20 protein-coding genes are annotated in these 18,486 nt (G+C 73.1%); 13 read left to right on the plus strand and 7 right to left on the minus strand.

Annotation, left to right across the window (positions count from 1 at the left end; genetic code table 11):
• Positions 1-170: 170 nt before the first annotated feature.
• The 9 genes from BUE44_RS24285 to BUE44_RS24325 all read left to right on the plus strand — a co-directional run bounded on the left by BUE44_RS24285 (position 171) and on the right by BUE44_RS24325 (position 10,143).
• Positions 171-818 carry a GntR family transcriptional regulator gene (locus tag BUE44_RS24285; protein ID WP_073501105.1) on the plus strand — a complete coding sequence of 216 codons (648 nt, stop codon included), beginning with the start codon at positions 171-173 and terminating at the stop codon, positions 816-818.
• Positions 818-1,723, plus strand: a complete 906-nt coding sequence (locus tag BUE44_RS24290) for a dihydrodipicolinate synthase family protein (protein ID WP_073501106.1) — start codon at positions 818-820, stop codon at positions 1,721-1,723. The genes BUE44_RS24285 and BUE44_RS24290 overlap by 1 nt, the downstream gene beginning before the upstream one ends.
• Positions 1,720-3,453, plus strand: a complete 1,734-nt coding sequence (araD, locus tag BUE44_RS24295; protein ID WP_073501107.1) for an L-arabinonate dehydratase — start codon at positions 1,720-1,722, stop codon at positions 3,451-3,453. Before BUE44_RS24290 ends, araD begins: the two co-directional genes overlap by 4 nt.
• A gap of 75 nt (positions 3,454-3,528) precedes the next feature.
• The gene (locus BUE44_RS24300; protein ID WP_073501108.1) at positions 3,529-4,446 is read left to right on the plus strand and encodes a carbohydrate ABC transporter permease; all 918 of its coding nucleotides are present in this window, start codon (positions 3,529-3,531) and stop codon (positions 4,444-4,446) included.
• A complete protein-coding gene (locus tag BUE44_RS24305; RefSeq protein WP_073501109.1) occupies positions 4,443-5,342 on the plus strand; it encodes a carbohydrate ABC transporter permease in 900 nt (299 codons plus the stop codon). The genes BUE44_RS24300 and BUE44_RS24305 overlap by 4 nt, the downstream gene beginning before the upstream one ends.
• A 5-nt stretch (positions 5,343-5,347) precedes the next feature.
• Positions 5,348-6,529, plus strand: a complete 1,182-nt coding sequence (locus tag BUE44_RS24310) for a Gfo/Idh/MocA family protein (RefSeq protein WP_073501110.1) — start codon at positions 5,348-5,350, stop codon at positions 6,527-6,529.
• Positions 6,526-7,344, plus strand: a complete 819-nt coding sequence (locus tag BUE44_RS37990; RefSeq protein WP_073501111.1) for a DUF6807 domain-containing protein — start codon at positions 6,526-6,528, stop codon at positions 7,342-7,344. The genes BUE44_RS24310 and BUE44_RS37990 overlap by 4 nt, the downstream gene beginning before the upstream one ends.
• 23 nt (positions 7,345-7,367) lie before the next feature.
• Complete coding sequence (locus tag BUE44_RS24320; RefSeq protein WP_073501112.1) at positions 7,368-8,711, plus strand: ABC transporter substrate-binding protein; 1,344 nt, start codon at positions 7,368-7,370, stop codon at positions 8,709-8,711.
• A 139-nt stretch (positions 8,712-8,850) separates the two neighbouring features.
• Positions 8,851-10,143: a pectate lyase family protein gene (locus BUE44_RS24325; RefSeq protein WP_073501113.1), complete on the plus strand. Its 1,293-nt coding sequence runs from the start codon at positions 8,851-8,853 to the stop codon at positions 10,141-10,143.
• Between the two features lie 152 nt (positions 10,144-10,295).
• Here the strand turns inward: BUE44_RS24325 and BUE44_RS24330 are convergent, their stop codons facing one another.
• From BUE44_RS24330 to BUE44_RS24345, 4 genes are all read right to left on the minus strand, one after another.
• A complete protein-coding gene (locus BUE44_RS24330; RefSeq protein WP_073501114.1) occupies positions 10,296-11,162 on the minus strand; it encodes a DUF4232 domain-containing protein in 867 nt (288 codons plus the stop codon).
• A complete protein-coding gene (locus BUE44_RS24335; RefSeq protein ID WP_407640049.1) occupies positions 11,146-11,634 on the minus strand; it encodes an RNA polymerase sigma factor in 489 nt (162 codons plus the stop codon). Before BUE44_RS24335 ends, BUE44_RS24330 begins: the two co-directional genes overlap by 17 nt.
• Before the next feature lie 53 nt (positions 11,635-11,687).
• Positions 11,688-12,302, minus strand: a complete 615-nt coding sequence (locus tag BUE44_RS36665) for a class F sortase (protein ID WP_235002405.1) — start codon at positions 12,300-12,302, stop codon at positions 11,688-11,690.
• Positions 12,303-12,558: 256 nt separating this feature from the next.
• Positions 12,559-13,278, minus strand: a complete 720-nt coding sequence (locus tag BUE44_RS24345) for a DUF4232 domain-containing protein (RefSeq protein WP_073501115.1) — start codon at positions 13,276-13,278, stop codon at positions 12,559-12,561.
• A gap of 221 nt (positions 13,279-13,499) precedes the next feature.
• On the opposite strand from BUE44_RS24345, the gene BUE44_RS24350 reads away from it, so the two are divergent.
• Together BUE44_RS24350 and BUE44_RS24355 are read left to right on the plus strand one after the other, a co-directional pair.
• Positions 13,500-14,762 carry a VWA domain-containing protein gene (locus BUE44_RS24350; protein WP_073501116.1) on the plus strand — a complete coding sequence of 421 codons (1,263 nt, stop codon included), beginning with the start codon at positions 13,500-13,502 and terminating at the stop codon, positions 14,760-14,762.
• A complete protein-coding gene (locus tag BUE44_RS24355; protein WP_073501117.1) occupies positions 14,762-15,607 on the plus strand; it encodes a hypothetical protein in 846 nt (281 codons plus the stop codon). Before BUE44_RS24350 ends, BUE44_RS24355 begins: the two co-directional genes overlap by 1 nt.
• Positions 15,608-15,664: 57 nt before the next feature.
• Here the strand turns inward: BUE44_RS24355 and BUE44_RS37995 are convergent, their stop codons facing one another.
• The 3 genes from BUE44_RS37995 to BUE44_RS24365 form a co-directional block, all read right to left on the minus strand.
• A complete protein-coding gene (locus BUE44_RS37995) occupies positions 15,665-15,838 on the minus strand; it encodes a hypothetical protein (RefSeq protein ID WP_200804506.1) in 174 nt (57 codons plus the stop codon).
• Positions 15,839-15,866: 28 nt separating this feature from the next.
• Positions 15,867-16,055, minus strand: a complete 189-nt coding sequence (locus tag BUE44_RS24360; protein WP_073501118.1) for a hypothetical protein — start codon at positions 16,053-16,055, stop codon at positions 15,867-15,869.
• A gap of 239 nt (positions 16,056-16,294) precedes the next feature.
• Positions 16,295-16,768, minus strand: coding sequence for a GreA/GreB family elongation factor (locus BUE44_RS24365; RefSeq protein WP_073501119.1), 474 nt, complete (start codon positions 16,766-16,768; stop codon positions 16,295-16,297).
• 212 nt (positions 16,769-16,980) lie between these two features.
• Here BUE44_RS24365 and BUE44_RS24370 point away from each other — a divergent pair, with 212 nt between their 5' ends.
• Together BUE44_RS24370 and BUE44_RS24375 are read left to right on the plus strand one after the other, a co-directional pair.
• The gene (locus BUE44_RS24370) at positions 16,981-17,160 is read left to right on the plus strand and encodes a hypothetical protein (RefSeq protein ID WP_073501120.1); all 180 of its coding nucleotides are present in this window, start codon (positions 16,981-16,983) and stop codon (positions 17,158-17,160) included.
• A 115-nt stretch (positions 17,161-17,275) separates the two neighbouring features.
• Entirely contained in the window at positions 17,276-18,454 is a 1,179-nt protein-coding gene (locus BUE44_RS24375; RefSeq protein WP_073501121.1) for a baeRF3 domain-containing protein, read from the plus strand.
• Positions 18,455-18,486 lie beyond the last annotated feature (32 nt).

An 18,486-nucleotide genomic window follows, 5' to 3' on the forward strand; every position in this document is an offset into this window, starting at 1 on the left:
CCCGTCACCCGCGCTCCCGCGGTGACGGGGGCGGCGGCGTTCCGCGCCGCCCGCGGCCCGCGAAGGGATCCCGCGCAGGGCATTGACGCCCGCCGCGGGCGGCCCTACTTTCATCGCGTCGTACTTCGTACGTCATATATGAGACGTCATACGCGAGAATCCGAGAGCCCATGACCTTCGCTCCCACCCCGATCCCCTCCCGGACGCAGTACGTCCTCGAAGCGATCAAGCACCGCATCCTCACCGGGCAGCTCAGCCCGGGACAGGCCCTGGTCGAGGCGGACCTGGCGGCACAGTTCGGGGTGTCCAAGACCCCGGTCCGCGAGGCGCTGAAGACGCTGGCCGGGACCGGGCTCGTGGTCATGAGCCAGTACAAGGGCGTGACCGTGCGGACGGTGGACGCCGCGATGGCGCGCGAGGTCTACGACGTACGCCTGCTGCTCGAACCCGAGGCGCTGCGCAGGACCATCACCCGCGAGGCGTCGCTGGCCGAGGCGCAGGAGGCGCTGGTCAGGGCCGAGCAGGCGCAGGACCGGGCCGACCGGAGCCTCGCGAACCGGGACTTCCACCGCGCGCTCTACCTGCCGTGCGGCAACCCGCTGCTGGCCAGCATGCTCGACGAGGTCCGCGACCAGGCCGCGCTGGTCTCCACCGTCGCCTGGGCCGCCGACCCGTCGTGGGAGCGGGAGGCGCACGAGCACCAGGAGATCCTGCGGGTCGCGCTGGCCGGGGACGCGCCGGAGGCCGGCCGGCTGCTGCACGCGCACATCGCGCACTTCGTCCGCCGCGCCTTCCCCGACGACCAGGAGGGTCTGTGATGGACCGGTCCGCGCTCACGGCCGCGCTCGCCGGCGTGGTGGCGATCCCGGTGATCCCCTTCGGCGCCGGCGGCGGCATCGACAGGCCCGCCTACCGGCTGCTGCTGCGCCGGCTGCTGGACGGCGGCATCGGCACCGTCACCCCGAACGGGAACACCGGCGAGTTCTACGCCCTCACCCCGCAGGAGCGGCAGGTCGTCGTCCAGGACACCCTCGCCGAGACCGCGCACCGCGAGGCCACCGTGATCGTCGGCGTCGGCCACGACCTGCCGTCCGCGATCGGCGCGGCCGAGCACGCCCGCGACTGCGGCGCGCGGATGGTGATGGTGCACCAGCCCGTGCACCCGTACGTCTCGCAGGACGGCTGGGTGGCCTACCACCGCGCGATCGCCGAGGCCGTGCCCGAGCTGGGCGTGGTGCCCTACATCCGCAACCCGCTGCTCGACGGCAGCTGGATGGCGGACCTGGGGGAGGCCTGCCCCAACGTGATCGGCGTGAAGTACGCGGTGCCCGACGCCGCCCGCTTCGCCGCCTTCGCCCGCGACGCGGGCCTGGAGCGCTACGTGTGGCTCGCGGGCCTGGCCGAGCTGTACGCGCCCGCCTACTTCGCGGCCGGCGCGACCGGTTTCACCTCGGGACTGGCCAATGTGGCGCCCCGGATCTCGCTGGACATGCTCGCCGCGCTGCGGGCCGGCGACTACCCGGCCGCGATGAAGGTCTGGGAGCAGATCCGGGCGTTCGAGGACCTGCGGGCGGCACGGCAGTCCGCCGACAACGTGACGGTCGTCAAGGAGGCGCTGGCCGCCCTCGGCCTGTGCCGCCGCGAGGTGCGGCCGCCCAGCAGCGCGCTGCCCCCGGCCCGCCGGGCCGAGGTCGCCGCCGCGGTGGAGGGCTGGGGACTGTGACCGGGGACGGAGCGGCCGGCCGGCCGCCGCTGCGCAGCAGCCGCTGGTACGAGGGAGAGGGCCTGCGGGCGTTCAGCCACCGGGCCAGGACCAGGCAGCTGGGCTACCTGGCCGAGGAGCACCTCGGCAAACCGGTGATCGCGGTGCTGAACACCTGGTCCGACATCAACCCCTGCCACAGCCACCTGCGCGACCGCGCCCAGGCCGTCAAGCGCGGGGTGTGGCAGGCCGGCGGCTTCCCGCTGGAATTCCCGGTGGCCACCCTCTCCGAGACCTTCCAGAAGCCCACCCCGATGCTCTACCGCAACCTGCTGGCGATGGAGACCGAGGAGCTGCTGCGCTCCTACCCGGTGGACGGGGCGGTGCTGCTCGGCGGCTGCGACAAGACCACCCCGGCGCTGCTGATGGGCGCCGCGAGCGCCGACCTGCCCGCGCTGTTCGTCCCCGCGGGGCCGATGCTGCCAGGCCACTGGCGCGACCGGGTGCTGGGCTCGGGCACCGACATGTGGAAGTACTGGGACGACAAGCGCGCCGGCCTGATCGGCGACTGCGAGATGGTCGAACTGGAGAGCGGTCTGGCCCGCTCCGCCGGCCACTGCATGACGATGGGCACCGCCTCCACGCTGACCGCCGCGGCCGAGGTGCTGGGCATGACGATGCCCTGCGCGTCCTCGATCCCCGCGGTCGACTCCGGCCACGAGCGGATGGCGGCGGCCGGCGGCGCGCGGATCGTGGATCTGGTGCTGTGCGACCTGAAGCCGTCCGCGATCCTCACCCGCGAGGCGTACGAGGACGCCGTCACCACCGTGCTGGCGCTGGGCGGCTCCACCAACGCCGTCATCCACCTGATCGCGATGGCCGGCCGCTCCGGAGTCCGCCTCACCCTGGACGACTTCGACCGGCTGGCCCGTACGGTCCCGGTGCTCGCCAACGTACGCCCCGGCGGCCGGTACCTGATGGAGGACTTCCACTTCGCCGGCGGCCTGCCGGGACTGCTGTCCCGGATCACCGGCCTGCTGCACCTGGACCGGCCCACCGTCGCGCACGCCAGCCTGCGCGACCAGCTCGCCGGCGCCGCCGTCCATGACGACGACGTCATCCGCGGCACCGAGCGGCCGCTCGCCGGCGAGGGCGGGATCGCCGTGCTCCGCGGCAACCTGTGCCCGGACGGCGCCGTCATCAAGCACATCGCCGCCGAGCCGCGGCTGCTCACCCACACCGGTCCGGCCGTCGTCTTCGACGACTACCGGACCCTGCAGGCCACCATCAACGACCCGGGCCTCGGCATCACCGCGGACAGCGTGCTGGTGCTGCGCAACTCGGGCCCGCTCGGCGGCCCCGGCATGCCCGAGTACGGCATGCTCCCGATCCCCGACCACCTGCTCGAACTGGGGGTCCGTGACATGGTCAGGATCTCCGACGCCCGGATGAGCGGCACCAGTTACGGGGCCTGCGTCCTGCACGTCGCACCCGAGTCCTACGTCGGCGGCCCGCTTGCGCTGGTCCGCACCGGCGACCCGATCACCCTCGACGTGCCGGCCCGCACCCTGCGCCTGGACGTCCCCGACGCCGAACTCGACCGCCGCAGAGCCGGATTGCAGGCACCGCCGGCGCGTTACGGCCGCGGCTACGGCGCGCTCTACCAGGAACAGATCACCCAGGCCGACACCGGCTGCGACTTCCGCTTCCTGGCCGCACCCGGCCACGTCCCGGAACCCTACGCGGGCTGACCCGGGCCGCCCCACTCGTCCGTCCGGGCGACCGAGAACCCCCACACGCCCTCCATAGCGAAGGAGCCCCCGGTCATGGCCATCGCCGTGGCGAAGCACCCGGTCACGAACCGCAGGCGGCGCACCCGGCGCCTGCCGTATCTGCTGATAGCCCCGGCAGCTCTGCTGATGCTCGCCTTCATCGCCTACCCGATGATCAGCGTCCTCTACTACAGCCTGCAGGACTACAACGTCACCAAGCCCTGGCGCAACGGCTTCGCGGGGATGTCCAACTTCACCAGGATCTTCACCGGCGACCCGCGGTTCTGGCACAGCCTCGACTTCAGCGTGCGGTGGGTCGTGGTGGAGATCGCGCTGCAACTCGTCATCGGCCTGGCCCTCGCGCTGCTGGTCAACCAGACCTTCGTCGGCCGCGGGCTGTCCCGCGCCCTGGTCTTCTCCCCGTGGGCGGTCTCCGGCGTGCTGACCACCACCATCTGGATGCTGCTCTACAACCCCTCGACGGGCATGAGCCGCTACCTGGCGGACGCCGGCATCGGCTCCTACGGCCACTCGGTGCTGTCCGACCCGCACACCGTCTTCTGGGCGGCGGTGCTCGCCGAACTGTGGCGCGGCGTCCCCTTCTTCGCGATCCTGCTGCTCGCCGACCTCCAGTCGATCCCCGGCGAGCTGTACGAGGCCGCGTCCGTCGACGGCGCGAGCCGGCTGCGGCAGCTGTTCCACATCACCCTGCCGCATCTGAAGGACGCGATCGTGCTGTCCACCCTGCTGCGGGCGGTCTGGGAGTTCAACAACGTCGACCTGCTCTACACGCTGACGGGCGGCGGCCCCGCGGGCCAGACCACCACGCTGCCGCTCTACGTCGCCAACACCGGCCTGGACGGGCACGACTTCGGCTACGCCTCGGCCCTGACCACCGTCGCCTTCGTGATCCTGCTGTTCTTCTCCGTCCTCTACCTGCGCCTGAGCAAATTCGGAGGCGACCGCACATGACCGCCGCACTCGTCGAGGAGGGCGCCCTCGTACCGTCCGCCGCCGTCCCCCGCTCCGGCCGGAGCGGGCGCCGCGGGCGCGGGCCCACCGACGGCCCGCCGCACTGGCAGATCTACCTGCCGCTGGGCCTGTACCTGCTGTTCACCCTGGTCCCCTTCTACTGGATGCTGCTGTTCGCGGTACGCCCCGACGGCTCCACGTCGCTGCTGCCGTGGCCGGCCACCGGCGCGCACTTCGACAAGGTCTGGAACGACCGGTCGTTCGGGATCTTCTTCCAGAACAGCATGCTGGTCGGCGTCGCCACCCTGGTCCTCACCACCGTGGTCGCCCTCAGCGGCGGATACGCGCTGGCCCGCTTCCGCTTCAAGGGCAGGACCGCCTTCCTGATCGCCCTGCTGTGCTCGCAGTTCGTCCCCGGCGCGCTGATGCTCGTCCCGCTCTTCCAGATCTTCCGCCACCTGCAGCTGATCAACTCGCTGTGGAGCGTGGTCATCTCGGAGACCGTCTTCCAGCTGCCGCTGTCCGTCATCCTGCTCAGCGGCTTCATCCGGGGGATACCCGAGGCGCTGGAGGAGGCCGCCTGGGTCGACGGCTGCACCCGGCTGCGGGCCTTCTTCGCCGTCGTGCTGCCGATGCTGCGGCCCGGCCTGGTCGCCGTGGGCTCCTTCGCCTTCGTGCACAGCTGGAACCACTTCCTTTTCGCGCTGATGTTCCTCAGCGAGCAGGACAAGCAGACGATCCCGGTCGGCCTGAACACCCTGATCGGCGCCGACAGCGTCGACCTGGGCGCGCTGGCCGCGGGCGGCGTCATCGCGGCGGTGCCCGTGGTGATCGTCTTCGCCTTCATCCAGAAGTGGCTCATCACCGGTTTCAGCGCCGGCGCGGTGAAGGGGTGAGCGGCATGAGCGGCGCCCCCGCGGCCGGCCGCGAACCGGTGCGTGTCGTCCTGGCCGGCGGGCGCGGACACGGCCACTGGCACCTGGACAACCTGCGCCGTCTCGCCGCCCGCGGCATCGTCCGGCTGGCCGGGGTGTGCGACGTCCAGCCGCTGGAGGCCGCCGCGCTGACCCGGCTCGGCCGGCCCGAGCAGGGCGCCGACCTCGGCGAGCTGATTGAGCGGACCGGCGCCGGCGTGGTGGTCGTCTGCACCCCGATCCACACCCACACCGACCTGGCGCTGACCGCCGCGTCACGCGGCGCCGACGTCCTGCTGGAGAAGCCGCCCGCCCCCTCGCTGGCCGAATACCGGCGGCTCGCCGCCGGGTTGGCCGGCACCGGCCGGGCCTGCCAGATCGGCTTCCAGTCGCTCGGCTCGCACGCGGTCACCGCGGTGCGCGCGCTCATCGAGGACGGCGCCGTCGGCGAGCTGCGCGGTATCGGCGCGGCCGGCAACTGGGTGCGCGAGGAGCACTACTTCACCCGCGCCGCCTGGTCCGGGCGGCGCCGCCTCGCCGGCCGTGACGTGGTCGACGGCGTGCTGACCAACCCGCTCGCGCACGCGGTCGCCACCGCCCTGCGGCTGGACGGCAGCAGCCGCGAGCAGGACGTCGACTCGATCCGCACCGAGCTCTTCCGCGCCCACGACATCGAGTCCGACGACACCTCATGCGTCCGCGTCCGCACCGCACGCGGCACCCGGATCGTGGTGGCCGCCACCTTGTGCGCGGCGGCGGCGGCGGAACCCTACGTCGTGGTGCACGGCAGCAGGGGGCGGATCACGCTGTGGTACAAGCAGGACCGGGTGCTGCTCCAGCGGGCCGGGCACGGCCCCGAGGAGCGCGTCCACTGCCGCACCGACCTGCTGGAGAACCTGCTCGCGCACCGCGCCGGCGGCGCCGGCCTGCTGGTGCCGCCGCAGGAGACCGGCGCCTTGATGCGGGTCGTCGAGGCGGTACGCACCGCGGGAGACCCCCGGCCGGTCCCCGGGTCCCTTTGGCACACCGTTGCGGGGGAGCGCTCCCACCGCCGGGTGGTGGACGGCGTGGACGGCCTGGTCGACGCCGCGGCCGAGCGCCTGGCGACGTTCGCCGAACTGGGCGCCCCCTGGGCCGGTGCCGCACGGCGGAAGGCGGCACACCGGTGACCGCCGGCCTGCCGCTGCGCTGCGGCGACCGGACGGTGGCCACGTACGTCCACCGGCCCGACGTGCGGGGGCGGTTGTCGCCGCGCCCGTATCTGCACCCCGTGACCACCCTGGGCGGCGCCACCGTCACCGAGCTGATGCCCGCCGACCACCTCCACCACCTCGGCGCGGGCATCGCGGTGCCCGACGTGGCCGGGCGGAACTTCTGGGGCGGCCGCACCTACGTGCGCGACCAGGGGCCGACCGAACTGGACAACCACGGCGAGCAGCGCCACCTGCGCTGGGCCCGGCGGGACGACGACGGCTTCGCCGAGGAGCTGTCCTGGACCGCGGGCGGCGACCAGCTGCTGCACGAGCAACGCACCGTCCGCACCCGCCGGCTGTCGCCCACCGCGTGGGAGCTGGACCTCGCCTTCACGCTGACCAACACCACCGCGGAGCCGCTGCGTATCGGCAGCCCCGCCACCAACGGCCGCCCCGGCGCCGGATACGGCGGCTTCTTCTGGCGGGCGCCGCGTACCGGCACGCCACCGCTGGTCTTCACGCCGGACGCCGCGGGCGAGGACGCCGTGCACGGCCGCCGGGCCGACTGGCTCGCGCTGGCCGGCGAGCGGTGGACGCTCGTGCTGCGCGCGACCGACCCCTGGTTCGTCAGGACCCGCGAATACCCCGGCGTCGGGCCCGCACTCGCCTGGCGCACCCCGCTGACCGTACCCGCGGGCGGCACGCTCACCCGGCGGGTCGTCACCGCCGTAGCCGACGGCCGGCTCGCGCCCGACGAGGCCGCCGCGCTCGCCGCCCGCACCATCCGATGATCCCGACAACCGAAAGAGCCGCCATGCCACGACCGCAGCACAGACCGCGCACAGCCCGGCCGGCCGCCGGCGTCGCCCTCGCCGCAGCACTCGCCCTGACCGCCACCGCCTGCGGTGACTCCGGCAGCGGCAAGTCCGGCGGCGAGGGCAGCGGCAAGGGGAAGATCGTCTTCTGGGACAACAACGGCGGTGTGCGCACCGACGCCTGGAAGCAGATCATCGCCGCGTTCGAGAAGAAGTACCCCGACATCCAGGTCGAGTACGTCGGCATCCCGATCGCCGACGTGCAGAAGAAGTACGACACCGCCATCGCCGGCGGCGGACTGCCCGACGTCGGCGGCGTCGGCACGGCGTACCTGGCCAACATGGTCGCGCAGAACGCGCTGGAGCCGCTGTCCGACCGGATCGGCAAGAGCGGCCTGAAGGGCAGGCTCGTCACCGGCATGGTCACCGGCGTCCAGGCGGCCGGCGGCCGGGGCAAGGAGATGTACGAACTCCCCACCTCCGCCAACCAGGGCACCCTCTGGTACCGCACCGACCTCTTCGGCGCCGCGGGACTCCAGCCGCCCACCACCTGGTCGGCCTTCTACCAGGCGGCGTCCACCCTCACCGACGCCTCGAAGAACAAGTTCGGCTTCACCATCCGCGGCGGCAAGGGGTCGATCGCCCAGGCCCTGGAGATGATGTACGCCCAGTCCGGCATCGACGACTTCTGGAACGGCGACAAGACCACCGTCAACGACCCCAGGAACGTGGCGGCGCTGGAGAAATACGTCGGCCTGTACAAGAAGTCGACCCCCGAGGCCGACCTGAACAACGACTTCGTCAACATGGTCGCCGAGTTCGACCACGGCGACGTCGGCATGCTCCAGCACAACCTCGGCTCGTACAACGACCACGTCAAGGCCTTCGGCAAGGACAAGGTCGACGGCATACCGCTGCCGCCCTCGCAGGACGGCGGGGTGCGGACCATCGTCTCCAACCCGGTCGACGGCCTGGGGCTGTTCAAGTCCGGCAAGAACAAGGCCGCCGCCTGGAAGTTCATCGAGTTCGCCGCCTCCGAACCGATGAACAGCCTGTGGAGCCAGGCCGCGGGCGCCGTCCCCGCCAACACCGGTGCGGAGCAGGAGCAGTGGATCAACGACGCCAGGCCCACCAAGGCGGCGATGGAGTCGCTGAACGACCCCAAGACCAAGATCGTGCAGTTCCCGTACTACCTGCCGGACTGGAACACCATCACCAAGGCCGACACGGAGCCCGACTTCCAGAAGGTCCTGCTCGGCAAGATGACCGCCAAGGACTTCGCGGACGAACTCGCCGGCAAGCTCAACGACGCCCAGGCGGACTTCGCCGGGCACGCCAAGTGAGCCCCGCGGCGGTGGCCGGCCCGCTGAGCGCCGGCTACCGCCGCGGCCACCGCCCCCACCGTCTCCTGCACGCCGTCATCCCCCACCCCCCACCCCCCACCCCCCACCGGGAGCCGCAGTGCGTAAGAGCCATGTCCCGATGATCGCCATGCTCGTCTCCGCCGCCCCGCTGATGCTCGCCGCCGCGCCCGCGCACTGCGGGACCGGCGCCGAACCGCCGCGCTACGCCCGTCAGGCGCTGCCCGCCGGTGACGGCTGGGCGTCGCAGGGCGCGGGCACCACCGGCGGCGCGGCCGCCGACGCCGCGCACGTCTTCACCGTCACCGATCGCGCCCAGCTGGCCGCGGCCCTGGACAAGGGCAGCAGCACCCCCAAGATCATCCAGGTCTCCGGCACCGTCGACGGCAATGCCGACGACACCGGCGCACCGCTGTCCTGCGACGACTACGCCACCGACGGCTACCGCCTGGACGCCTACCTCGCCGCCTACGACCCGGACGTGTGGGGCAGGACCGAGGTGCCCGCCGGAGCGCTGGAGGACGCCCGCGCCGCCTCCGCCGCGAAGCAGGCCGCCCAGGTGGAACTCAAGGTCGGCTCCAACACCACCATCGTCGGCATCGGCCGGCAGCCTCGGCTGCTGGGCCTGGACCTGCAGGTGTCCGGCTCCGACAACGTCATCGTCCGCAACCTCACCTTCGAGGACGCCTTCGACTGCTTCCCGCAGTGGGACCCGACCGACACCGCGGTCGGCAACTGGAACTCCGAGTACGACAACCTCGTCGTGACCGCCTCCACCCACGTCTGGGTGGACCACGACACCTTCACCGACGGCCGCCGCCCCGACGCCGACCAGCCCCTCTACTTCGGGCGCATCTACCAGCAGCACGACGGCGAACTCGACATCGTCAAGGGCGCCGACCTGGTGACCGCCTCCTGGAACGCCTTCACCGACCACGACAAGACCCTGCTGTTCGGCAACAGCGACGGCGCCGCCGCCACCGACGCCGGCCACCTGCGCATCACCTTGCACCACAACCTCTTCAAGGACATCGCCGAGCGCGCCCCGCGGGTCCGCTTCGGCCAGGTCGACGCGTACAACAACCACTACGTGGTCACCGACGGGCCGTCCTACGTCTACAGCCTCGGCGTCGGCGTGCACTCCCAACTGGTCGCCGAGAACAACGCCTTCACCCTGCCGGCCGGGGTCACCGCGGACCGGACCATCGCGTACTGGAAGGGCACCGCGATGACGGAGGACCACAACTACGTCAACGGCCGCCCGGCCGACCTGCTCGCCGCCTTCAACGCCGCCCACCCCGCCACCCCGATCGCCCAGGGCGCCGGCTGGACGCCGGCCCTGCGCACCCGGGTCGACGACCCCCGGTCCGTGCCGCACATCGTCGACGGCGGGTCCGGCGCGGGCCGGCTGTGACGCCGCCCAGGGCCTGAACAGCGGCGCTCCGGCGGATCCCCGGTGGGGATCCGCCGGAGCGCGGCGGGCACATGGGCGGGCGGGTCAGGGGCGGTTCGGCTCCCAGACCGGCAGCCAATCGGTGACACTCCGCAGTGTCGATCGTCACCGCCTCAGGACGGCGGATTACCGGTGCTGCCCGCGGTGAAGGGGGTGACGGTGAAGAGGTTGTCGCAGTTGGTCACGCTGCCCGGGAAGTCCAGCCATGCGGTGTTGCCCGGCGGGTAGATGCGCAGCTTCACCGACGCGGGCAGGCAGGTGCCCTGCTGGTTGACGGTGTGGATGGTGTCGCTCACCGCCCCGCCCGGCCGCAGCACCACAGGGCGGTAGCTCATCGGCTGCCGGTCGGCCGGCGCACCGATCTGCGCGCCCTTCGCGTCCAGCATCGACAGGCCCGGGTAGCCGGTGAGGTGGCAGGCCGTGGAGCTGTGGTTGGTGAGCACCAGATAGCGGAAGAGGCTGCCCGCGCCCGCGTCGCCGCCGCCCAGCGCCGCGGACAGTTGCGAGGTCGCGCACATCGGGGTCGCCCCCGCCGTCTGCGTGCCGGCGTCCCTGGTCGGCGTCGGGCCGGGGGGCGTGGTGGCCGTGCCGGTGGCGCCCCGGGTGCCGCGGCCGCCCGTGGTCGCGGTCGTGGTCGGGGCGGGGTTCACGGTCGGCGCCGTGTCCGGGCTCGGCCCCGGGGTCGAAGGGGCTGTGCTGGTCAGCGAGTCGCTGACCGGCGGGCTCACCACCTCGTCCGAGTCGTGCGAGGTCAGCGCGCCCACCAGATAGACGGAACCGGTCAGCACCACGGCCGCCGCGAGGCCGCCGCCGGCCGCCCGCATCCTGCGCCGCCGCGCCGCCCGCCGCCGGATCCGCCCGAAAGAGCCGGGCGGCGCGTCCAGATACCCGGGCGGCTGCCGCAGCAGCGGCTCCACCGGGTCGCCGCCGGCGCCTTCGCCGTCCAGGCCGCCCCCCTGGTGGTCAGGAAATCCGGTCATGGTGCCCCTCGAGTCGGGCGCGGAGCAGTTCGCGTGCCGCGTGCAGGTCGGCCTTCACGGTTCCCTCGTTCCGGCCAAGCAGCGCGGCCACCTCACGGACCGGCAAGTCGGCGTAGTAGTACAGGAGGACGGGATTGCGCAGCCGCTCGGGGAGCGACTGCACCAGCAGGCGTACGGACGGGTCGGCCGCCTCCGCCTGCGGGCGTAGGGACTGCTCGGTCGTCACCCGGCGCAGCGCGCGGCGCTCGCGCTCCATTTTGCGCCAGTGGTCGCGGACCAGGTTGGCCGCGGTCACGTAGAGGAAGCCGCCCGGCTCCTCGACCCTGGTCCAGCGCGCCCACAGCCGGGTGAAGGCCTCCGCGGCGATCTCGTGCGCCGTGCCGTCGTCGTCGACCAGCCGGCGGCACCAGCCCGCGAGCCGCGGGTAGACGGCTTCGAACAGTTCGGAGGCAGCGCGCTCGTCTCGCCGGATGACCGCTCCCCTCACTCCTGTCGCCGAGGTGCTGACCGCCGCCGGCCAGTCGTTCACGGGCCGCCGACCAGCGAGGCGTAGACGATCACGTTGTCCGGGTAGCCGCCGCCGTCCGAGATCCTCGTGCCGCCGCACGTGATGAGACGCAGCGCGGGGTGGTCGACGTTCCCGTACACCGCGTCCGTCGGGAACCGCGGCTTCGCCACGATCTGCACCTTGTCGACGGCGAAGACCGCGTCGCTGCCGTCGGCCCGGGTGACCGTCACCCTGTCGCCCGGCCGCATGCGGTCCAGGTGCCGGAAGACGCCGTCGCCGTACTCCCCGACCGTCACATGCCCCAGCAGCACGGACGGCCCGATCTGCCCGGGCGTCGGCGAGCCGTCGTACCACCCGGCGGGCGCGTGCGCCTCGATCGGCGGTACGCGCACCGCGCCGTCCGCTGCCAGGCCGAGCGACATGACGGCGGTGTCCACCCCGATGCCGGGGATCCGCAGCCTTTCCGGCGCCGACCTCGCCATCGCCCTGGCGGACGGTGTGGCAGTGGTGGTGGTCGGCGCGGCCGACGCGGCGCTCGTGCCCGGCCGGGTCGGGGCGGGCCCGTCGTCCCCCTTTCCCCCGGTCGCACCCGTACACGCGGTGAGCACCGCGACCGCGGCGGTGGCGGCCACCAGCCACCGCCCGGCGGCCGCCTGCCCGCGCCCCTTCCGGGCACCGGCCGGCGGCCACCAGCCACCGCCCGGCGGCCGCCTGCCCGCGCCCCTTCCGGGCACCGGCCGGCGTACGGGCGGCGATGCCACGCCGTGGTCGCGCGCGCCCCCGGGGTGGCTGATCACCGCGCGACAGGCCACCTCTCGGTGGCGCGAGGGACCGCGGCCGTGACGCGGTCGCCCCGCGCGGGGAGGGCTCAGGGGTGGCGGCCAACGCTCAGTCCCTGGCGCCGCGGCGGCGACGTGCGGCGGTGGCGACGGCCAGGCCGCCGAGGAGGGCGCTACCGGCGGCCGCGCCCGCGGTCATGGCGGGGGAGTGGCCGCCACCGGTCGCGGCGAGGCCGGTGTCGGGCGCGCCCGAGGGGACCTGCGGCACCTGGCGGCCGGCGGCCGAGGTGGACGTAGGGGTCGGGGCCGGTGCCGTCACCGGGTCACTGCCGTTGCGCCCGGCAGCCATCGGCGTGACCGTGAGGGTGTGGTAGCAGTTCGTGATGGTGCCGGGGATGACCATCGCCGCGGTGTTGCCGGGCGGGTATATCCGCACCTTGGCCGACGGCGGCAGGCACGTCCCCTGGTGGTTGACGGTGTGGATCGTGTCGCTCGCCGACCCCCCGGGTTTCAGCACCACCGCCGCGTAACGGCTGCTCTGCCGGTCGGCCGGCGGTCCGATCTGCCTGCCGGCCGAGTCGAGCAGCGACACCCCGGGGTAGCCGGTGAGGTGGCAGGTCGTCGAGCTGTGGTTGGTGAGGACCAGATAGCGGTAGAGGTGGCCCGCGCCCGCGTCCCCGCCGCCCAGCGCGCCGGTCAGCTGCGAGGTCGTGCACATCGGGGTCCTGGGGGCCCGGCCGACGGGGGCCGAGGCGGCGGCGGGGACGGCTCCCGCGACCGCCACCGCCAGGACCACCGCCGCGCCGGCGGCGAGTGAAGTGCTGCGCATGTCCCGTTCCTCGTTTCTCCCGCGGGGCCCGCCGCGCCCGGAAGCGGACGCGGACCCGGGCCGTACCGGGATCGGGAGCAGAGACGACGCGGCGCCCGCCCGGGTTGTAAAGACTTGGCCAAGTCCGCCCGGACGGAACGGAGTCCGGCATTCCGGGTGCCAGGTCCTCGCGCTGACCAGCCGACTTCATGATTGGGCCGGACCTTCACTACGATCCTGCGATGATCATGAGAAGACTCGTGGCCACGGGAATGGCCGGTGGCCTGCTGGCCACCCTCGCCTGCGGGCTGCTGCCCGCGAGCGCCGCCGCGGACGAACCCGCGGCGCAACCCGCACCGAAGGTCGAACTCGTCCTCGACGTCAGCGGCTCCATGCGGGCCAAGGACATCGACGGGCAGAGCCGGATGTCCGCCGCCAAGCAGGCCTTCGACGACGTCCTGGACTCGACGCCGCCGGAGGTCAACCTCGGGATACGCACCCTCGGCGCGGACTACCCGGGCAACGACCGCAAGACCGGCTGCAAGGACACCAGGCAGCTCTACCCGGTCGGCCCGCTGAACCGCACCGAGGCCAAGACCGCGGTGGCCACCCTCGCCCCCACCGGCTGGACCCCGATCGGCCCCGCCCTGCTCGCGGCGGCCGCCGACCTCAAGGCGGGCGGTGACGGCACCGCCAGGATGGTGCTGATCACCGACGGCCAGGACACCTGCAACGCCAACCCCTGCGATGTCGCCCGCGACATCGCCGCCCAGGGCATCCACCTGGTCATCGACACGCTCGGCCTGATCCCCGACTCCACCACCCGCAACCAGCTCAGCTGCATCGCCGAGGCGACCGGCGGCACGTACACCACCGTGCAGCACCGCGCGCAGCTCACCACGAAGGTGAAGCAGCTGGTCAACCGCAGCACCGCCCCGGTGATCACCCCGGTGGCCACCGACGGCGCCGCGAACTGCGCGGACGCGCCCGTGCTCAAGGCGGGGCTCTACTCCGACCGGGAGACCTTCTCCGAGAACCGCTGGTACCGCGTCGACGTACGCCCCGGCCAGGAGCTGCGCGCCTCGGTGAGCATCAGCGACGACCGGGCCGTCAACGCCGGCTACGGCGTCCTGCTGCGCGGCGTCACCCTGCACGGGCGGGAGATCGTGCGCGACGACGAGGGCGGCACCGGGCGTACCGACGCAGTCTCGGCCGGCATCCGCTACCCCAAGCCGAAGGCCGACTCGGACACGCCCGCGGAGACCGTGTGCCTCCAGGTCGGCAACTCCTTCTCCGCGCCGGCCTCCGTCAAGACCATCCCCGGCCTGCCCGTCGAGCTGTCCATCGACCTGGTGCACAGCCCCGACCAGCCGTCCGACGTGGCCTTCTACGGGCTCGGGCGCGGCTGGTGGCTGCTGGGACTGCTGGCCGTCACCGGCGCGGTGGCCGGACTGCTGACCGGCTGGGCCGCCCGCTGGCGGATGAACTCGGGGAGGACCTCCTGATGCGCACCGCACGACGTTTGGCCGCGGTGGGACTGCTCGCCGCGACCGCGCTGACCGTACTGACCGGCCGGGCCGCGGCCGACGCCACCCCGAGCGCCACGCCCAGCGCGAGCGCGACCTCGGGCGAACAGGGGCCGCCCACCGAGGCGGGCACCAACTTCCGTACCGCCACCGTGATCAAGCAGGGCCAGCAGGCCACCGCCGGCGCGTCGGCGGGCGACTACCTGTACTGGGTGGTGCCCGCTGACACCGGGCAGAAGGTCACGGTCAAGGCGACCGTGACCTTCGGCTCGGGCTCAGGGGCCGCCGCCACGCACGGCGCCTCGACCTGGCAGCTCGACGTCTACGACGGACTGCGCCGCCGCCAGCCGTGCCGTTACGGCGCCCAGACCCGTACGGCCGCCGCCGGCGCGGCGACCGTGGAACTGGCCTGCACCCTGCGCCCGGTGCGCGCCTACGCCGACACCTGGTCCAACGACCCGCTGCGCGGCGCCTACTACCTGCGGCTGACCGCGCTGGACGTGCCGGAGGCCGACCTCGGCCAGCCGGTGCGCGCGGCGATCACGGTCACCTCGCACGGCACCGCCGGCCGCGACGCGGTCGACGGCTCGGTGGCCCCGGTGGTCTCCGCGAACGCGCCCGACGTCGCACCCGCCGGCGGTTGGGCGGGCACCTGGTGGTCGCCGCGCTGGCTGTGGACCGGTGGCGGCGGCCTGCTCGCCGTCCTCGCCGCGCTCGGCGCCCACCGGCTGGCCCGGGGCCCGCTGCGGACGGCCCACCGCCCCCGTCCGCACGACGCGGACCGGCCCCCCTACCCGCGCGAAGGCGCGGGCTACTCCGGCTGACCGCCCTCCGGCCGGGCGCGGCAGATCGCCGCGCCCGGCCGGACAACCGCGGTCCGGCTACTCGTCGCGGACGAAGTTCGCCTCCCACAGCTCCTTGTCCACCGCACGCTGCGCCGCGAAGTACAGCTCGTGGACGAAGAAACGGGCCTGCTCGGGCGCCAGATCGGGCGCCTCGACCAGCAGCCGCTCGGTCCAGGCGGTGATGTTGTCGTCGTTCGTGGTGGTGGTCATCGTCGTTCACCTCCGGCCGGGCGGTCGTCTACGGATTCTCCCGGTCCGCGCCGGCGGCCGGGCCCGGCGGCTCCGGCGGCAGACCCACCTCCTCGCGGTCCTCCTCCGCGCGTTCCCGCAGCTCCTCGTCGTCCGGGCGCTCCGGCATGCCGCGGCTGTGCCCCGAGTAGGGGTCGCCCTCGACGGCCTTGTTGGACTTGTGGTGGTGATGCGCCATGGCTGCTTCCCCTCGTCGTGGGAGTCGGCGCCGCGGACCGCGCGGGGCGGCGGTCGTCCCGCACGCCGGCGACGGTGGCGTCTCCCGCCTCCGCGCCTCGTGCCGGCCCGGTCGCCCCGGCCTGCTCGGCCCGGGTGGCAACACCTGGCGAAGGAGGGACACTCCCACTCAAACGCCTCGCTTCCCGGCCCGCAAGCGGGGGCGCCCGCGCCGCACACCGCGTGGCGCCACCCGCCCGCTCAGGCCGCGTCGCCGATGGCGACCACCTGCGCGGACGCCGGCCCCTGCGGCGTCTCGTAGTCCACCGCGTCGCCGGCGCGGCGGCCGAGCAGCCCGCGGCCGAGCGGACTGTCGGCGGTCACCAGGGCCTGGTCCTGCTCGTCGGCGACCTCGCCGACGTGCAGCGTGTCGGTGGTGCCGTCGGCGAACCGTACGGTGACGGTGCTGCCGACGCCCACCACGTCGGTGCTGGGCGGGCCGCTCACGACGGCGTCGTGCAGCCGCTCGGTGACCTCGTCGATCCGGTTGTCCAGGCGCGTGACGTCCGAGGCGCGCTGCAGTTCGTCGGCCTGGTCGGCACTGTCGCCCGCCGCGTCGGAGTCACCGCCCCGCAAGGTGACGGCGACCGCGCTGCGCTCCTCGCGCAGATCGGACAGCTCCTTTTCGAGCGCCTTGCGGGCGGCGGGGCTGAGGGGCTCGGGGTCACCGGTCATTCCTGCTCCCGTGGTGGTGGAGGGACGAACCGAATACGCGGCCGACCGGCCGTCAGGGAAAGTCGGGCACTCGTCGATATTTTAGTCGACCGGCCGGCCGAGGGCGCGGTCGCAGCCGCCGCGGGTACGGCGTAGCGTGAATCGTACGAACGGGCGGCCCCGAATGGGGCTTTCCGTACGCGGGGGAAGCCGATCGAGGGGAGCTGAAAGGCATGAGCAACAAGAACTCCCCGGCCAGGGGCCAACACGGTCTGGGCGCGCGGGGACAGGGAAAGCCGCTTTATTACCACACGCAGATTCCGCATGCGGAGCGGCAGTCGAAGGACCCCCTGCTCGCCAAGCGGCAGCAGCCGCACGACCACCGCCGGCAGAACGGCCACTGGGTTCCGTGACGTTCCCCGACCGCCGGTACCGCGGGGTCGCCCGACCGACGCGCCCGGTGACCGCTCCCCGCCCGGACCCGCACGTCTTTCACCTGCCCGCAGCCGCAACCACAGTGAGGGTGGCATGGCCGACACGTACGATCTGACACCCGAAGTCCTGGCCGACCTGCGCACACCGCGGCCGTATCCCGCGATCACGCTCGCCATGCCGACCGATCCCGATCTGCCGTTCGGCGACAAGGAACGGATCCTGCTGCGCGATCTCGTGACCCAGGCCAAGCGCCAACTGGCCGCGGACACCGACGTCCCGCGGGACGCGAAGCTGGAACTGCGGGACCGCCTGCTGGATCCGGACGCCATCGAGGAGGCGGGCTTTCCCCTGCACCCCGCCGGCGCGCTGGTGGTCCATATCGCCGCCGGGGAGCCCATTCGCGTCTGGCAGTTGACATCGCCGCCCGTCCAGCCGCGGGTGGAATTCGCCACGGTTTTCCTGACGCGCTATGCGGTCGCCGCCGAGCAGCGCTCCCATCCGTATCTGGTTCTCGTGCTCGACCGGGAAATGTGCCGGCTCTACAACGGTTCGGTACAGGAACTGGCCGAGGTGACGCGCTACGGATTCCCCGCCGCGCCGCAGATTCCCTCCCCCGAGGACTCGATTCCCGGACCGATACCCCGCGCCGCCCCTTACGAGTCGCACCAGGAGCGGGTCAAGCAGTATCTGCGGACCGTCGACAGCCACCTCGGCAGGGCGCTCAAGGAGCACAACGGGGCGCCGCTGTTCGTCGTCGGCGGCGAGAAGGCGCTCTCGATCTTCAACGGCGTCACCGTCCACCGGGACCGCGTCGCCGGCACGTTGCCGCTGGTCGGTATGGACAAGGACCCGAAGCCCGACCTGGCGAAGCGCCTCACGCCCCTGCTGGACGAATTCCGCGTCGGGCAGATCGCCGAGGCCGTCGAGGAGGCGGAAGAGGCACGCTCCCAGCAGAGGTACGCCGGCGGCGCACCGGAGGTGTGGACCGCGGTCGCCGACAAGCGGGTGCGCCGGCTGCTGGTGGAGGAGGGCCTGCTGGTGGCGGGCCGGATCAGCGAGGATGCTCGGATCCTTGACGTCGTCCCCTACCCGGAGCCGGTGACGCTGCCCGACCCGTGGCCGGACGTCGAAGGGCTTGTCCACGCCGATGTGGCCACCGACGTCGTCGAGCAGATGGTCGAGAGGGCCGTACAGGCCGACTCCCAGGTGCTCTTCGTGCCCGACGGCTCCCTCCTCGCCGCCGACGGCGTGGCAGCAGTGCTGCGGTACTGACCGCGCAGGCTGATCCGCCAAGATCCGCCGGA

This window comes from Actinacidiphila paucisporea, assembly GCF_900142575.1.
Classification (GTDB): Bacteria; Actinomycetota; Actinomycetes; order Streptomycetales; family Streptomycetaceae; genus Actinacidiphila; species Actinacidiphila paucisporea.